General features: G+C 63.8%; 14 protein-coding genes and 3 tRNA genes. 9 read left to right on the top strand and 8 right to left on the bottom strand.

All coding sequences use genetic code 11. From position 1 onward, the window contains the following. Positions 1 to 49: 49 nt before the first annotated feature. The 4 genes from BRPE64_RS09460 to earP all read right to left on the bottom strand — a co-directional run bounded on the left by BRPE64_RS09460 (position 50) and on the right by earP (position 4,202). Positions 50 to 1,447, bottom strand: a complete 1,398-nt coding sequence (locus BRPE64_RS09460) for a sigma-54-dependent transcriptional regulator (RefSeq protein WP_016345865.1) — start codon at positions 1,445 to 1,447, stop codon at positions 50 to 52. A gap of 177 nt (positions 1,448 to 1,624) precedes the next feature. After that, a complete protein-coding gene (locus BRPE64_RS09455; RefSeq protein ID WP_044042090.1) occupies positions 1,625 to 1,969 on the bottom strand; it encodes a BON domain-containing protein in 345 nt (114 codons plus the stop codon). Between the two features lie 275 nt (positions 1,970 to 2,244). Next, positions 2,245 to 2,802, bottom strand: a complete 558-nt coding sequence (gene efp, locus BRPE64_RS09450) for an elongation factor P (protein ID WP_016345863.1) — start codon at positions 2,800 to 2,802, stop codon at positions 2,245 to 2,247. 239 nt (positions 2,803 to 3,041) lie between these two features. Beyond that, positions 3,042 to 4,202, bottom strand: a complete 1,161-nt coding sequence (gene earP, locus BRPE64_RS09445) for an elongation factor P maturation arginine rhamnosyltransferase EarP (protein WP_016345862.1) — start codon at positions 4,200 to 4,202, stop codon at positions 3,042 to 3,044. A gap of 138 nt (positions 4,203 to 4,340) precedes the next feature. Between earP and uvrC the strand changes: the two genes are divergently transcribed. From uvrC to BRPE64_RS09415, 6 genes are all read left to right on the top strand, one after another. Beyond that, a complete protein-coding gene (uvrC, locus tag BRPE64_RS09440; protein WP_016345861.1) occupies positions 4,341 to 6,491 on the top strand; it encodes an excinuclease ABC subunit UvrC in 2,151 nt (716 codons plus the stop codon). Between the two features lie 110 nt (positions 6,492 to 6,601). After that, positions 6,602 to 7,198, top strand: a complete 597-nt coding sequence (pgsA, locus tag BRPE64_RS09435; RefSeq protein ID WP_016345860.1) for a CDP-diacylglycerol--glycerol-3-phosphate 3-phosphatidyltransferase — start codon at positions 6,602 to 6,604, stop codon at positions 7,196 to 7,198. A gap of 161 nt (positions 7,199 to 7,359) precedes the next feature. Next, a tRNA-Gly gene (locus BRPE64_RS09430) sits at positions 7,360 to 7,435 on the top strand. Positions 7,436 to 7,515: 80 nt separating this feature from the next. Then, positions 7,516 to 7,591 (top strand) — tRNA-Gly (locus BRPE64_RS09425). Positions 7,592 to 7,680: 89 nt separating this feature from the next. After that, positions 7,681 to 7,754: transfer RNA gene (locus BRPE64_RS09420), tRNA-Cys, on the top strand. A gap of 115 nt (positions 7,755 to 7,869) precedes the next feature. Next, positions 7,870 to 8,364, top strand: coding sequence for a GNAT family N-acetyltransferase (locus tag BRPE64_RS09415; protein WP_016345858.1), 495 nt, complete (start codon positions 7,870 to 7,872; stop codon positions 8,362 to 8,364). Here BRPE64_RS09415 and BRPE64_RS09410 read toward each other — a convergent pair. Continuing rightward, complete coding sequence (locus BRPE64_RS09410) at positions 8,359 to 9,240, bottom strand: cytochrome c oxidase assembly protein (protein WP_016345857.1); 882 nt, start codon at positions 9,238 to 9,240, stop codon at positions 8,359 to 8,361. The two genes, BRPE64_RS09415 and BRPE64_RS09410, sit on opposite strands and share 6 nt — an antisense overlap. Positions 9,241 to 9,242: 2 nt before the next feature. Further along, complete coding sequence (locus BRPE64_RS09405) at positions 9,243 to 9,881, bottom strand: SCO family protein (RefSeq protein WP_016345856.1); 639 nt, start codon at positions 9,879 to 9,881, stop codon at positions 9,243 to 9,245. Positions 9,882 to 10,215: 334 nt separating this feature from the next. Between BRPE64_RS09405 and otsB the strand changes: the two genes are divergently transcribed. After that, positions 10,216 to 10,968 carry a trehalose-phosphatase gene (gene otsB, locus BRPE64_RS09400; protein ID WP_016345855.1) on the top strand — a complete coding sequence of 251 codons (753 nt, stop codon included), beginning with the start codon at positions 10,216 to 10,218 and terminating at the stop codon, positions 10,966 to 10,968. Further along, a complete protein-coding gene (gene otsA / locus BRPE64_RS09395) occupies positions 10,965 to 12,347 on the top strand; it encodes an alpha,alpha-trehalose-phosphate synthase (UDP-forming) (protein WP_016345854.1) in 1,383 nt (460 codons plus the stop codon). The genes otsB and otsA overlap by 4 nt, the downstream gene beginning before the upstream one ends. 68 nt (positions 12,348 to 12,415) lie before the next feature. On the opposite strand, the gene BRPE64_RS09390 is transcribed toward otsA, so the two are convergent. Together BRPE64_RS09390 and BRPE64_RS09385 are read right to left on the bottom strand one after the other, a co-directional pair. Then, complete coding sequence (locus BRPE64_RS09390) at positions 12,416 to 14,239, bottom strand: ABC transporter ATP-binding protein (RefSeq protein ID WP_016345853.1); 1,824 nt, start codon at positions 14,237 to 14,239, stop codon at positions 12,416 to 12,418. A 700-nt stretch (positions 14,240 to 14,939) separates the two neighbouring features. Continuing rightward, on the bottom strand, positions 14,940 to 15,188 hold the full coding sequence (locus tag BRPE64_RS09385) for a hypothetical protein (RefSeq protein ID WP_044041459.1): 249 nt from the start codon (positions 15,186 to 15,188) through the stop codon (positions 14,940 to 14,942). Here BRPE64_RS09385 and BRPE64_RS09380 point away from each other — a divergent pair. Then, a complete protein-coding gene (locus BRPE64_RS09380; RefSeq protein WP_016345852.1) occupies positions 15,187 to 16,251 on the top strand; it encodes a glycosyltransferase family 4 protein in 1,065 nt (354 codons plus the stop codon). The genes BRPE64_RS09385 and BRPE64_RS09380 overlap by 2 nt on opposite strands. Positions 16,252 to 16,382: the final 131 nt, after the last annotated feature.

The following is a 16,382-nucleotide window of genomic DNA, read 5'->3' as shown; positions in this document are numbered from 1 at the left end:
ACGCCACGGCTGCAAACCGTGGCGTTTCTTTTGGCGGCATCGAAACGGCTCAGGACGATTCCAGCTTCATGCGCTGCAGCTTGTTGTAGAGCGTCTTCGGGCTGATGCCGAGCAGCGTCGCCGCGCGATGACGCGTGCCGCCGACCGCTTCGAGCGTCGCGCGAATCAGCATGTCTTCGACGTCCGCGAGCGCCGTGCCGACCGTCACCTGCACGCTGCTGCCGTTCAGGCCGCGTCCGCCGAGACCGCCGGGCTCGTCCACGCGCAGCGTTTCGATCGTCTCGCCCGAAGCGTGATACGCGCGCCGCACGCGCTCGCGAATCTCGCGCACGTTGCCCGGCCAGTCGGTCGCGAAGCATTCGCGGATGAACGCCGGACTGATGCGCTTCGGCGAGCCGCTCGTGATCCCGGCGATGTGATTCTCGCGGTTCAGTTCATCGACGAGCGTCTCCGCGATCAGCGCGATGTCGTCGTCGCGTTCGCGCAGCGGCGGCAGCATGATTGACGACGCAGACAGCCGCTGGAACAGGTCTTCACGCATCGCGCCGCTCGCGACCGCTTCGCGCACCGGCGTGCGGGACGCGGCGATCAGACGGAAGTCCGTCATGATGCGATTGCTGCCGCCGACCCGCATGAAAGTCTGCGAATCGAGCGCGCGCAGCAGCGCTTCCTGCTGCGCGGACGGCAGCGAATCGATCTGATCGAGAAACAGCGTGCCGCCGCCCGCCTGTTCGAGCAGGCCCGGCTCGCGATTTTCCGCGCCCGCGAACGCGTTGCGCTCGTGGCCGAAGAGGACGCTTTCCATCGAGCGCGGCGTGCCGTCGCTGGCGTTGCGCTGGGCCGAGCAGTCGAAGGTGACGAACGGGCCCTTGCGACGGCGGCTCAACTGATGGATCGTACGCGCGGCGATCTTCTTGCCCGTGCCCGGGTCGCCGCAGATCAGCACAGCAGCTTCCGTGGGCGCGGTATGTTCGATCAGATCGTAGACGTGCTGCATCGCCGCGCTGCGGCCGATCATGTCGCCGAAATAGCCGAGTTCGCGCAGTGTCGAGCGCAGCGCCTGCACCTCTTCGGTCAGTTCGTACGGACGCGGAATGCGCGCGAGCAGGCTGCGCAGGCGCGGTATGTTGACCGGCTTGAGCAGATAGTCCCAGATGCCGTGGCGCAGGCCTTCGATCGCGCTCTCGACCGTCGCGTTGCCGGTCATCACGATCACGGGCAGCGCGCCGTCCGGCGGTTGCGAGGGCAGACTCGGCAGCAGATCGAGCCCGCTGCCATCGGGCAGATTCAGGTCGATCAGCACGACATCGGGGATGAAGCGCGTGAGGGCCGAGCGCGCCTCGGCGAGCGTCGTCGCGGTATCGACGGAAAAGCCGTCTGCCGTCAGGATCGCGGACAGGCCGGAGAGGCTATTGGGATCGTCTTCGACAATTAGTGCGTGTGGCATGGCGGACCAACGTATCAAAGTGGACTGTAATGCGCCGTTGCGTCACGTCGCGTGAGCGCTCGGGCGTGTCGTGGGCGGGGACGGCGTCTCGATCCGGCGTTCGGTGCGCCACCCGCTGCGGTTTTTCGTCCTGCGTTATTCGTTTGTTATCTGTTCTGTTGCGAGTACGTCATTCGGTCATTTCGGCCTGAGGTGCAGATCGTTGCTCACGGATTGCACGCCGGGTACGCCATGCGTGACGGCGAGCGCCTTCTGAATCTGCATCTCCGAATCCACATATCCCGACAACTGCACGACGCCGCGATAGGTCGCGACGCTCACCGGCAAGGATCTCAGCCCCGGATCCGCGACGAGCGCGGCCTTCACGCGAGCGGCGAGCGATGCATCGTCATTCGCCAGTTGGCCGGGCGCGGGCGCCGTTGCCGAGGGTGTCGACTGGCAGCCGGCCGTGAGCGCAAACGCCGGCAACGCGAGCGCCGCGACGATCAACCAGCGGCTTTCGATGTAAGGCGCGTTTCGCATGTCGATCCTGAAATCCTTATCCGCGCATTCGAGCAGGAAACGTGCCACGCAGTTAATTTTTCCGATGTAAGCGGATTGCGTGCGCTGTTGGCCGGTTTCTTGGTCGGACGGCCACCGGATTAATCAGGGTGCGACCGGTAAAGTTTGCCTGAATTTGTCAAAAAATTCATGCAAAAGAAAAAGCGCCCGTGGAGGGCGCTTTGTTGGCGAAGCTCGCGGGTCGCGTAGATGACATTCACGCCATCTACACGACTCCGGTTTCAGCGGCGTAAGGCTTACGCGCGGCTGCGATATTCGTTCGTGCGGGTGTCGATTTCGATCTTGTCGCCGATGTTGCAGAAAAGCGGCACTTGCAGTTCGAAACCGGTGTTCAGCTTGGCGGTCTTGAGCACCTTGCCCGACGACGTGTCGCCCTTGACGGCCGGTTCCGTGTAGATGATCTCGCGAACCAGCGTGGTCGGCAGTTCGACCGAAATGGCCTTCTCGTTGTAGAACACGACTTCGCAAGCCATGCCGTCTTCGAGGTAGTTGAGCGCATCGCCCATCATTTCGGCTTCGACTTCGAACTGGTTGTAGTCGGCGTCCATGAACACGTACATCGGGTCGGCGAAGTACGAGTACGTGACTTCCTTGCGGTCGAGCACGACGACGTCGAACTTGTCGTCCGCCTTGTACACGGTTTCCATGCCCGCTGCCGTCAGCAGGTTCTTGAACTTCATCTTCACGACCGCGGAGTTGCGGCCCGACTTGTTGTATTCGGCGCGCTGAACGACCATGGCATCGCTGCCGATCATGACGACGTTGCCGACGCGGAGTTCTTGTGCGGTCTTCATAAAACTAGGTCCTGTACGAAAGGATGTGGCTTGAATGCCTGAAAGTAATTGGTCGGACGGCGGCGGTGCTTGGGCGGCGCTTCAGCCCTGCGTTCGCGGCACGTTCGCAACACGTTTATTTGCGGCGGCCGCCGTGCCAGTGTCCTTGCTCACGAGGGATTCCTCGGATAACCGCTTATTTTAACTGAGTTTTTGCCTATTTGGCCAGTCGAATGGCGCGGGCGGGCGCGGCGCGGAAGTCATGGCGCGGCCATGCGTGCCGTAACGTGCGCCACCAGATTGCCGGCCAGATCGCCGATGTCCGCCAGTTCCGCGGCCCAGCGCGTCGCCCGCGCGTCCAGCGTTGAGCGATGGCGCCAGAAATCGGCCCAGTCGGGCGTGCCTGCGCCGTTCCAGGCATGCCAGAAACGCGCGATCGCCTGCTGGGCGGGCGCATCGAGTTCGCGCGCGTAGTGGGCGAGCGCGGCGTCGAGCTTGGGCATGTGGGCATCGTCGGCTTGCGGGTAGATGTGCCAGACGAACGGTTTCGCCGCCCATTGCGCGCGCACGAAGGAATCCTCGCCGCGCACGAAGTTGATGTCGGCGGCCCACAACAATTCGTCGAAGCGCGGCTGCTCGACAAAGCCGAGCGCGCAGGCCTGCAACGCGCCGGCGCGCGCCGACATGCCCGCCGTGAACTTCGGCAAGCCGAAAAAGCGCGCCAGCGCCCCGGAAATGCGGCCTTCCGGAACCAGCAGAACGACGGGCCCGTCGCCGTCGCGCCATTGTTCGAGCAGGCTGTCGACGGCCGGATTTTCGTAGGCGAAGAGCGACACGACCGTCGTTCCGTCGCCCGGCCGCTCGATGCCGACACGCTCGCGCCACCACGACGCCGCATCGAAGCGTGCGCGCCGCGCGTCGAGATCGCGTTCTTTCAGCACGCCGCCGGTGCCCGCACCGAGTCCGGGGAAGAAGAAGGTCTTGTCGAGCGGATAACGCGGATGCGGCGACGGCCGCAAGTGAAAATCGGCGATCCAGTCTTCGCCGCTCAGATATTCGAGGTTGATCCACACGGGCCTGGACGCGCGCCGCGCCATCGCGGCGATATACGCGTGCGGCAACTCGCACGCGAACGCTTCGATCACGACGTCCGCGATCTGTAGCGTGTCGCCCGCGTGGGCGGGCTCGCGCCAGTGCTCGATCACGACGCCCGACGCTTCCTGACGCGCGAGCGCGGCATCGACTTCGGGGCAGAGCGCGTGGAAAACCTTCAGATCGTCGACGAACAGACGTACGCGCCAACCATGCTCGGCGCGCAACTGCCGCGCGAGGCGCCAGCAGACGCCGATGTCGCCGAAGTTGTCGACGACCGCGCAAAAGATGTCGCAGGCGAGTTCCGGCGTGACGGGGGGCGTGGACATGGGACGTTGGCGCGCGGCGTAATGTTCTAAACTGGCGATTCTAAGACACCGTCCGCCGCTCCGGCGTCGCCCGCGCCTCTCCGCGAACGCCGGCGCCGCGCCTGACGCGCATTTCGAGAGACCCGCGACCTTTGCTGCATGACTGATTCCGCCGCACACGAACCCGCTCACGATTCGAATTCAGCCGCGAATTCTCCGGCGAATCCCGAGGATTTCGACCCGAAAAAGACGCTTGCGCAACTGCCGCATCTGCCCGGCGTGTACCGCTATTACGACCGCGACGGCAACGTACTTTACGTAGGCAAGGCGCGCAATCTGAAGAAGCGCGTGTCGAGCTACTTCACGAAGACGCTGCATTCGCCGCGTATCGCGATGATGGTCACGCGCATCCGCAAGATCGAGACGACCGTCACGCGCTCGGAAGCCGAAGCGCTGCTGCTCGAAAACAATCTGATCAAGGCGCTCACGCCGCGCTACAACATCCTTTTTCGCGACGACAAGTCGTATCCGTTTCTCAAGCTGACCGGCCACAAGTTTCCGCGCATGGCGTACTACCGCGGCGCCGTCGACAAGAAGAACCAGTATTTCGGACCGTTCCCGAGCGCATGGGCGGTGCGCGAGAGCATCCAGATCCTGCAGCGCGTGTTCCAGTTGCGCACTTGCGAAGACTCCGTGTTCAGCAACCGCACGCGGCCGTGCCTGCTGCATCAGATCGGCCGCTGCACGGCGCCGTGTACCGGCCTGATCAACGAGGAAGATTACGCGCGCGACGTGGCGAACGCGTCGCGCTTTCTGCTCGGCCGTCAGGGCGAAGTCATGAAGGAGCTCGAGCAGAAAATGCATGCGTTCGCCGGCGAGCTCAAGTTCGAGCAGGCGGCGGCGGTGCGCAACCAGATGAGTTCGCTCTCGACCGTGCTGCATCAGCAGGCGATCGAAGTGGGCGGCGAGAGCGATGTCGATATCCTCGCTGTCGTCGCGCTCGGCGGCAAGGTGTGCGTGAATCTCGCGATGGTGCGCGGCGGCCGGCATCTCGGCGACAAGGCATATTTCCCGGCGCACGTCGAAGCCGCGATGGCGCTCGGTGACGAAGACGATCTGCCCGACGTTGCCGACGATGTTTCGCCGCCCGAAGACGGAGCCGAAGCAGTCGTGCCCGCGGTGCAGGAGGATGCCGAACCGGAAGGCAGCCCGGACGGCGCTCCAGAACTCGCACAAGAAGCCGAACAAGAAACCCGCGAAGGCACGCTCGAATCCGAAGTGCTCGAAGCGTTCATGGCGCAGCATTACATCGGCAATCGCGTGCCGCCGGTGCTGGTCGTGAGCCATGCGCCGTCGAGCCGCCAGCTCGTCGATCTGCTGATCGAGCAGGCCGGGCACAAGGTCACGCTGCTGCGCCAGCCGCAGGGCCAGAAGCGCGTGTGGCTCTCGATGGCCGAGCAGAACGCCAAGCTCGCGCTCGCGCGGCTGCTCTCGGAGCAGGGCTCGCAGCAGGCCCGCACGCGCTCGCTCGCGGACACGCTCGGCATGGAGATGGACGATCTCGCGCAACTGCGCATCGAGTGCTTCGACATCAGCCATACGATGGGCGAGGCGACCCAGGCGTCGTGCGTCGTGTATCACCATCACAAGATGCAGTCGGGCGAATATCGGCGCTACAACATCACCGGCATCACGCCCGGCGACGACTACGCCGCGATGCGCCAGGTCCTCACGCGCCGCTACGAGAAGATGGTCGCGCAGGCCGCCGCGAACGCCAACGACGAAGCCGCGACACTCCAGCCCGAGGACGCCGCCGACCCCAACGTCACGCCCGATGCCGCCGAACCGGTCGCGGCGGGCGGCACGCTGCCGAACATCGTGCTGATCGACGGCGGCAAGGGACAGGTCGAGATCGCGCGGCAAGTGTTTTCCGAACTCGGGCTCGATCACGGCATGCTGGTGGGCGTCGCGAAAGGAGAAGGGCGCAAGGTCGGTCTGGAGACGCTCGTTTTCGCGGACGGGAGAACCGCGCTCGAACTCGGCAAGGAGAGCGCGGCGCTGATGCTGGTCGCGCAGATTCGCGACGAAGCGCACCGCTTCGCCATCACCGGCATGCGCGCGAAGCGGGCGAAGGCCCGCCAGACGTCGCGGCTGGAGGAACTGGAAGGCGTCGGTGCGAAACGGCGCCAGCGTCTGCTCTCGCGCTTCGGCGGATTGCGCGGCGTGCAGGCAGCGAGCGTCGAGGATCTGGCAAGCGTCGAAGGCATATCGCTTGCGCTTGCACAGCAGATCTATCGTCAGTTGCATTGAGCCGCGGCGAACGCTTCGGCGCGCGCCGCGTCCGGCCGCCGCCTTGTGAGCGCGGGGTCGACGCGGCACAATGGCGGCTCCCTTACGTGTCCCTCACTCGCGTGTCGCCCATGCCGTTCAATCTACCGATCTTCCTGACGTGGCTGCGAATCGTGCTGATCCCGCTCGTCGTGGGCGTCTTTTATCTGCCGGACGTGATGATGAGCCCGGAGCACCGCAACCTGCTCGGCATGCTCACCTTCGTGCTCGCCGCACTCACCGATTGGTTCGACGGCTTTCTCGCGCGCAAGCTCGATCAGACTTCCGCGTTCGGCGCTTTCCTCGATCCCGTCGCCGACAAGCTGATGGTCACCGCCGCGCTGCTCGTGCTTGTGCAACTGGGGCGCCTGAATGCAGTGATCGCGCTCGTGATCGTCGGGCGCGAAATCACCATTTCCGCGCTGCGCGAGTGGATGGCGCAGATCGGCGCATCGAAGAGCGTCGCGGTGAATCAGCTCGGCAAGTTCAAGACCGTCTGCCAGATGGTCGCCATTCCGATGCTGCTGTTCTACGGGCCGCTCAAGCTCGCGGGCACGCCGTGGATCATCGACACGCGCGTGTGGGGCCTGTGGCTCATCGTGGTCGCCGCGTTCCTCACCGTCTGGTCGATGCTCTACTACATGAAGCTCGCGTGGCCGCAAATTCGCGAGCGGGGCGGCATGCTGTGACGCACGGCAGGGCGGTCGAACGAGCCAACGCGAAAATTGCGTCGAATCAGAAAAATCCTCTCGCAAAACAGTTGACAGGCCTCTTTGGCTTCTACATAATCTCGTTTCTCTGATGCACGGCGCGACGCAAGCGACGCAGCAGATGAGTAAAAGAAGTCAATGCGGGAGTAGCTCAGTTGGTAGAGCGCAACCTTGCCAAGGTTGAGGTCGCGAGTTCGAGACTCGTCTCCCGCTCCAGATTTTGAAGTTTTCGGGGTTCCCGGCGCAGCAAGCGCAACGAACATCGGAAACTGACAGCAGTAACGTTGCAGGACATTGCGGGAGTAGCTCAGTTGGTAGAGCGCAACCTTGCCAAGGTTGAGGTCGCGAGTTCGAGACTCGTCTCCCGCTCCAGTCAAAGGGGAAGCCAAGCTTCCCTTTTTGTTTGGTAGATTGTTTGGTGAACTGGCCGGCATGCTGACCGGCAGCACAGAACTGCTTACGGCGCGGTAGCAAAGCGGTTATGCAGCGGCCTGCAAAGCCGTTTAGACCGGTTCGACTCCGGTCCGCGCCTCCAACTCGAAAGCCCTGATTCGTCAGGGCTTTTTCTTTTTCGGGCGTCGGTGCATCACCGATTTTCGTGCGCCTGCGCCGCACGGCATAATCTGTGTCACACCCTGCATCCGAATCCCATGACCGACCGACTCTCCCAACTCGAATGGCGCTGGAAGTCCTTCGACGACCTCACCACCGCCGAAGTCTATGACATGCTCTCGGCCCGCAGCGCCGTGTTCGTCGTCGAGCAGAACTGCGTCTATGGCGACATCGACGGCCTCGATATCGACGCCTGGCATCTTTTTGCCTATGGCGAAGGCGAGAAGCGGCCCGCGCTCGCGGGCTATCTGCGCGTGCTGTTGCCGGGATTTCCGGACGACAACGAGAAAGACGTGCGCATTGGCCGCGTGCTGACGACGGCCAAGTTTCGCGGCCTCAAACTCGGCAATGCGATGCTCGAACGCGCCCTCGAACACATCCTGAAGCAATGGCCCGATCAGCCGATCAGCCTGCACGCACAGGCGCATCTGCAGCGCTTTTACGGCGCGTTCGGCTTCGTGCCGTCGTCAGGCGAGCATGACGAGGACGGCATTCCTCACGTGTGGATGCGCCGTCCCGGCTTCGAATCATGATGCCGTCGCCTTCTTTCCGCTGAGCCGCGCGGGCACGCCGCGCTCGACCCGGCGTTCGTCCCGCAGGCGCGATCTCGCCGACAGCCGCAGCCAGTGACGCAGCGCGATCAGCGCGCCGATCACGCTCATCATCGAGCCGGGAATCCAGAGCAGCAGGCCGCCGATCTGCTGATCGCGCATCGGCGTGATCCATGTGAACGCGCGGCCGCAAATCGAATAGATCGGATAAAGCTCGTGCGGCGTAAAGAAGATGTACGCGCCGAGCAAAATCTGCGGCGGAATCGCGGCGATGACGACGAGAATCCGTCTGCCGGGCGCGAGGCGCGCGGGCGGCGCCGGACGCGGATCGAGCACGAGCCACCAGAAGAGCAGGCCGTCGATCGCCATGCTCCAGTTCATCACGCGATAAAGCCGGTAGTCGAGCATCGCCTTGAAGTGGATCGGCGAGAGCAGCCAGAAGTAGATCAACCCGACGAACAGCGCGACCGCGACCACCGGATTGAAGACGATGCCGAAGATCGCACGCGCAAGACGCGTTTTCGCGGCCGGACGCAGCCATCGTTGCCGCCACGCGAACGGCACGCCCGCGCGCAGTGCGGCGCCCGGATACGACCACGCGATCAAAAACGGTCCGAGATGATGCAGCACCAGATGCTGCAGGCGATGCATGAAGAACTCGTGCTCGAAGAAATAATCGAGCCGCGTATGCAGCGCGACATAGAGCCCCGTCAAACCGATCCAGAACGCGATGCGCCGCGATATCGACACACGCGCATGCCGCGCGCCGCGCGCGAATAGAACGGCCGCGACGAGCACCGCGATCACGACCGTCGGCGACGGCTCCCACGGATCGAGCCAGTAGAAGAGTGTGGTCATGATCAGGCGCCCTTCGCGTGAATCACTCGTGTCAGATCGCTCGCGATGGCGTCGATGGAATCTTGATCGGTGGCGAGCAGGCGCGCGTGGCCGTCGGCATCGAAGATATAGACGGCGGAACTGTGCGTCACTTCGTAGCTGCCGTCCGGGTCGCGTTTCTCCATCTGATACGCGACGCGATAACGTTGCGCGACGCTTTCGATCGCGCGCTCGCTGCCCGTCAGGCCGACGGCGTGCCGGTCATCGAAGGCGCGCACGTACGAACGCAGCAGCGCGGGCGTGTCGCGCGCGGGATCGACGGACACGAACACGATGCGCGTGCGGTCCGCATCCGGCCCCACGCGTTGCAGCACCTGCATGAGCCGCGCCATGGTTTCCGGGCAGACATCCGGGCAATGGGTGTAGCCGAAGTAGACGAGCGTCGTGCGGCCCGCGAAGGACTGGCCGGTGACGGGCGCGCCGCCATCGTCGACGAGCGAGAAGTCGAGATCGGGCAAATGGCCGGTTACATCGGTCAGATGCCACGGTTGCGCGGGCTTCGAACACGCGGCGAGCGCGACGAGCGAGAGGCACGCGAGGAGGGCTAGAAAGCGTCGCAGGCGCGTCTGCGCAGCGAAAAAGACGAGGAACGAAGCGTGCATCGGAAAGTACGTTGCAGGATGATTCAGTCACGGTGTAGGCCGAAAAATACACGTCTTTGGCGCGATGGCCAGCGCATCATCGCGCTATGGAGTGAAATCGGCCTATTTTTGAGACGATTTGCCGCATGGTTGCGGGCGAGTTCAAGCGCACTGAAAGCGCGCGCGGACGCGCTTGTAAGCTCGGAGCTTTCTTAACCGAAAGCTCCCGCGCGGTAAGATGCGCAAACTTCGCGCATGCATGCGATGCCCGTTGCAGCCGCACTCGCACCGTCGCAAACAAACGCGCAGGCAAACGCGCAGGCAAATGCGCAGGCAAACTACAGGCCAAAGATCGATGCAAATTCTTCCCGATTCCCTGTCTCTTGCCGAGACCGCCTTTTTCTTCGATTTCGACGGCACGCTCGTCGAACTCGCCTCCACGCCCGACGGCATCTTCGTGCCGCGCTCGGTGCCCGATATCCTGGCGGCGCTCAGGCGCGCGACCAACGGTGCGGTCGCGGTGGTGTCGGGGCGCGGCATCGACAATATCGATTCGTTTCTGCAGATGCCCGATCTGCCCGTCGCGGGCATGCACGGCGCGGAGCGGCGCGATTCCAACGGCGACGTGCAGCGCGTCGGCTTCAACGACGAACGGCTGCTGCGCATGGAGCACGAGCTTGAGAAAGTGGTCGCGGCGAATCCCGGCATGCTGCTGGAGATCAAGGGCGCGGCGCTCGCGCTGCACTATCGCAACGCCGCCGACCGCGAGCCGGCCGCGCGCGCCGCGACAACCCGTCTCGTGCAGCAATATGCCGACGCCTACGTGCTGCAGCCCGGCAAGATGGTCTACGAGATCAAGCCGAAGGACGTCGACAAGGGCCGCGCGGTGCGCGCGTATCTCGCCGAACCGCCGTTCACGGGCCGCAAGCCGGTGTTTATCGGCGACGATCTCACCGACGAAAAAGGCTTCGCTGTCGTCAACGAATTCGACGGGCTGTCGGTGAAAGTCGGCCCGGGCGATACCGTGGCGCGTGCGCGCATCGAATCGGTCGAATTGTTGCTCGACTGGCTGCAGGTCATCTCGGGCACCGCGGGGAAGCACGCGTGAGCCGGCTGATCATCGTTTCGAACCGCGTCGCGCCGATTTCCGAAGGCGGACCCGCGGCGGGCGGTCTTGCAGTCGGCGTCTACGATGCGCTCCGGGAAACCGGTGGCATGTGGTTCGGCTGGAGCGGGGACGTGCTGTCGTCCGTGCCCGAGGGTATCAAGCTGGAAGAGCACGGCCCGGTGACGTTCGCGACCATCGGCCTCGTGCGGCGCGACTACGACCAGTACTATCGCGGCTTCTCCAACGCAACATTGTGGCCGGCGTTCCACTATCGCCCGGATCTGATCGAGTTCGATCGCCACGAATACGACGGCTATTGCCGCGTGAATCGCTGGCTCGCCGCGCAGCTCGCGCCGCTGCTCAAGCCCGACGACGTCATCTGGGTGCACGACTACCATCTGATTCCGTTCGCGCAGGCGCTGCGCGCGCAGGGCGTGAAGAACCGCATCGGCTTCTTTCTGCACATTCCGTTTCCGGCGTCGCAAATTCTGCTGAGCGTGCCGCGTCATCGCGAGTTGATGGAAGCGCTGTGCGCGTTCGATCTGCTCGGCTTCCAGACCGAGCCCGATCTGCGTGCCTTCTGCGATTACATCGAGACGGAAGCGGGCGGCACGGTGCAGCGCGACGGAACCAGGCCGGCCGGGATTCGCGCGTTCGGGCAGACGCTGCGCGCGGCGGCTTATCCGATCGGCGTATATCCCGATGAAATCGCCGCGCTGGCAAAAGACGGCGAGAGCGGACGCGACGTGCAGATCGTCAAGGCGACGTTGCACGAACGCAAACTTGTGATGAGCGTGGACCGCCTCGATTATTCGAAGGGGCTCGTCGAGCGTTTTCGCGCGTTCGAGCGGCTGATCGAGCACGATTCGCATCAGCGCAACAACGTGTCGTTTCTGCAGATCGCGCCGCCGACGCGCTCGGACGTCGATGCCTATCGCGACATCCGCCTGCAACTGGAAGCGGAGTCGGGCCGTATCAACGGCCGTTACGCCGAGCTCGACTGGACGCCGATTCGCTATATCCATCGGCAATATGACCGGCCGGTGCTGGCCGCGCTGTTCCGCGAGGCGCACGTGGGCCTCGTCACGCCCTTGCGCGACGGCATGAATCTGGTGGCGAAGGAATACGTGTCGGCGCAGGATCCCGAGGACCCCGGCGTGCTTGTGCTGTCGCAGTTCGCGGGCGCGGCGCGCGAGCTGACGGCGGCGCTGATCGTCAATCCGCTCGATATCGACGGCATGGCGGACGCGCTCGCCGCCGCGCTCACGATGCCGCTGGCCGAGCGCCGGGCGCGCTACGACGAGATGATGCAGCAGCTGCGCGACAACAACGTCTCCGTGTGGCGCGACAATTTCCTGCGCGATCTGAAGTTGCCTTGAGTTTTCGCTGAACGAAAAAAACCGCGTTTCCCGAACAGGAAACGCGGTTTTTTTGCGCGAGAGCCGGATCAGGCCGGCTGCTTGTGCGGCGTCGCGACGATCGACGGCAGTTTGCCGTGCTGCTTCGACAGCAATTCGCGATACAGGCCCGGACGCTCGCGCAACTCCTGCGGCGAGCCGTCGTCGATGACCTTGCCCGCGCTCATCACGATGATGCGGTCGAAGTTTTGCAGCGTCGACAAACGGTGCGCAATCGCGACCACCGTACGGCCGACCATCAGCCGGTCGAGCGCCTGCTGGATCGCTTCCTCAGACGCGCTGTCGAGCGCGGACGTGGCTTCGTCGAGCAGCAGGATCGGCGCGTTCTTGAGAATCGCGCGCGCGATCGCAATACGCTGACGCTGGCCGCCGGAGAGCTTCACGCCACGGTCGCCGACGATCGTATCGAAACCTTCCGGCATCGCCTCGATGAAGTCCGTGCAGCGCGCCTCGCGGGCGGCGGCGAGCACTTCCTCGCGGCTCGCCTCGGGGCGGCCATAGGCGATGTTCTCGAACACCGTGCGGTGGAACAGCGAAATGTCCTGCGGCACGAGGGCGATTGCGTGGCGCAGACTGTCCTGCGTGATCGCGCCGATATCCTGCCCGTCGATCTTGATGCTGCCTTTCTGCGTCTCGTAGAAGCGTTGCAGAAGCGCGAGCACGGTCGACTTGCCCGCGCCCGACTTGCCGATCAGCCCGACGCGCTGGCCCGGTTCGATATGCAGATTGAAGTTGTCGAGAATCGGACGGCGGCGCGGATACGCGAATGTGACATTGTCGAACACGACGCGCCCGCCTTGCGGCACGAGTTCGGTTGCATCCGACCGGTCCGGCATGCCGTGCGGTTCGAGCAGCGTCTGCACGGCTTCGGAAAGACGCGCGACGTGCTGCGTCACGTCGACGAGTGCCACGGCCAGATCGCGCGTGCCGTGCAGGATCGTGAAGCCGAGGGAACTCACGAGCACGATGTCGCCGGACGTCGCCCGGCCTTGCGACCACAGCCACAGCGCCCAGCCGAGCAGGCCGGCGGACAGGATCGCCGTCACGACCGCGTGGAACAGACGCAGCTTTTCGAGGTAGAGCAGGCTCTGCTGGCGCGCGACCATTTCCGCCTTGACGGTCGAGCCGAAGCGCTTCTGCTCGCGGAAGGTCATGCCGAACGCGCGCACGAGCGCCATGTTGCCGATTACGTCGACGAGTTCGCCATCCACCGACGCCGCCTTCGACGCGAAATTGTGATGCCGCGCCGAGCCGCGCTTGGCGAGCCGGTACAGGATCAGCGCCAGAACCACGGATGCGGTCATCAGGCCGGCGGCCATCAGCGGATTGACGGAGACGATCATGACGATCGCGCCCAACACCGCGATGCACGGCGGCAGGACGTTCCAGGCCATCACGTTTTCGGCGGTGTAGATCGCGTTCGATGTCGCCGTGATGCGGCTCGCGAGCATGCCGGGCTGCTTTTCGGAGAAGTACGTCGGCGAGTGGCCGGACAGATACGAGAACAGGTCCTTGCGCAAGTCGCCGGTGACGATCACGAACACATGCGCGCCGACCCAGCCGCCGACCCGCCACAGCAGGTTGTCGGCGGCGATCAGCCCGACCAGGATCATGAAGGCGCCCCATAGCGGACCGGGATGCCCGCGGCCTTGTCCGAGCACGTCGATCAGATGTTTGATCGCGTACTGCGAGGCGAGGGCGCAGCCGACCGCCGCAAACACGCTGAACAGCACGATGCCGTGCGCGATGGGATGCCGGCGGATGAAGCGCATCAGGAACGCGAGCGGGCGATGCGCGTAGCTCGCGAGCTTCGCGTTGTACGCGTTACGCTGGGAGACGGTGAGTTGGTCCAATGGTCTTTTTTGGTCGTAGAGCAGTTGAGCGGGGTGCGCCTTCGGGCACTGCCGCCGGCGGTCCGCCGCCAGCATGTGTTACGTCGCCCGATCCGGCGCGACCGACGTCAAACAAGCGACGCTGCGCCGTCTCCATCACTGAATTGTAGCCAGTATCGCGGAGGGGCATGGCGTCTTCGGGCATATGAAGCTCGGCGCGTGTGGCCGTCCGAACATCGTCATGACATGCAACGCGCTTCGGATTTCCGGTTGCGCGTGCGCCGGCGAATTCGTCGGAAGGCTTCTCCGGCGCCGCGCAGGCGGTCCGGCGGGCGTTACGGCATGGGCGCGCATTGTAAGCACATTGCACGCCTTTTGCGCCCGAATAACCTTTCGACGAAGCCGCTGAACAACACGGCCGCACCGCAATCGCGACACAAACGCGGAGACAAAAGCACGCGCCGCGCCTGAAATCAGCCGGAACGCCCGCAGATTCGAATTCACGGGGCGCCGGACAAGCGGCGGTGCATGCTGCCGCCCGAGCATCGCCGGAACCCGTGCTCCAATGTAGAACAACGTTAATAAACAGGGGTTTGCAAAGTGTTTCCCGCGTGTAACAAGGTAAATAAGTTGAAATGACTGCCCGCGCGTCTCTGTAAAAAGCTCCATAATTCTCTCCGGGTTTCTCCCTAGGCAATCGACAGGTTTTTGCAAGTTCCGGTCAACCGCCTTGGCACACATGCGTTAATTGCAGGCGCGCGGCGTTTTTGAGATGTGGATCCACTTTTGCTTTGTCCAAAACACCGCGCGGAACCCGGTAAACAGCGACCCCGCTTTTTTCCTCGAGCAGCAGCCATTGCGCCGCGGCCACAAGTGCCGCGGAAAGCTTCGCCCGAGCCGAGCGATTCGCTCCCGACGTCAACACGACTGAAGTTTTAGCCTGACCTTTCATTAGGAGTTTCACGAACATGCGAATCGCTCAAATCGCGCCCCTCCACGAAGCCGTTCCGCCGAAGCTGTATGGCGGCACGGAGCGCGTGGTGTCTTATCTGACTGAGGCACTCGTGGAAGCCGGACACGATGTCACGCTCTTCGCGAGCGGTGATTCGCAGACGTCCGCGAAGCTCGAAGCTTTCTGGCCGCAGGCGTTGCGCCTCGACCCGACCATCCGCGACACGATGGCGCCGCACATGCTTCTGCTCGAAGAAGTCCGCCGCCGCGCCGACGAATTCGACGTGCTGCATTTCCATATCGATTACTACCCGTTCTCGCTGTTCGCCCGCCAGCCGGTGCCGTTCCTGACGACGATGCACGGCCGTCTCGACCTGCCCGAATTGCAGCCGATCTTCAGCACGTTCAACGACGTGCCGGTCATCTCGATTTCGGACAACCAGCGCCAGCCCCTGCCGCAGGCGAACTGGCTGTCGACGGTCTATCACGGCCTGCCGGAAAACCTGCTCAAGCCGATCCCGAACGTGGAACCCGGCTATCTGGCGTTCCTCGGCCGCATCTCGCCGGAAAAGCGCGTCGATCGCGCGATCCGCATTGCGCAGGCCGCGGGCATGAAGATCAAGATCGCAGCGAAGCTCGACAAGGCCGACCGCGCGTACTACGAAGAAGAGATCAAGCCGCTGTTCGCGCTGCCGCACGTCGAGTACATCGGCGAAATCAGCGAAGCCGAAAAGACCGAATTCCTCGGCAACGCGCATGCGCTGCTGTTCCCGATCGACTGGCCGGAGCCCTTCGGTCTCGTGATGATCGAAGCAATGGCCTGCGGCACGCCGGTGATCGCGTTCAATCGCGGTTCGGTGCCGGAAGTGATCGAAAACGGCGTGTCGGGCTTCGTCGTGGAAGACGAACTCAGCGCGATCGCTGCCGTGAAGCGGCTCGACACGCTGTCGCGCGCAAAGGTGCGCGGCGCGTTCGAAGCGCGTTTCTCCTCGAAAGTGATGGCCCGCAATTACGTCAGCGTGTACGAAGAACTGCTGCGCCAGAAGCGCCGCACCGTTCTGCGTGAAGTCAACGCAAGCTGAGTAAGTCTTGCCGCCACGCGCGGCATGAACGCAAAACCACGCCCCGCGCGCCTCAAGGCCCGCGGGGCGTTGTCGTAATAGCACACATGGCTTCGCCTTTGGAGCGGCAGACCGCGCTACGCTTGTGAAAC

It is taken from the genome of Caballeronia insecticola, from assembly GCF_000402035.1.
In the GTDB taxonomy this organism is placed as follows: domain Bacteria; phylum Pseudomonadota; class Gammaproteobacteria; order Burkholderiales; family Burkholderiaceae; genus Caballeronia; species Caballeronia insecticola.
Note: the sequence above shows the minus strand (reverse complement) of the source record. Positions and strands in the feature narration are given on the sequence as shown.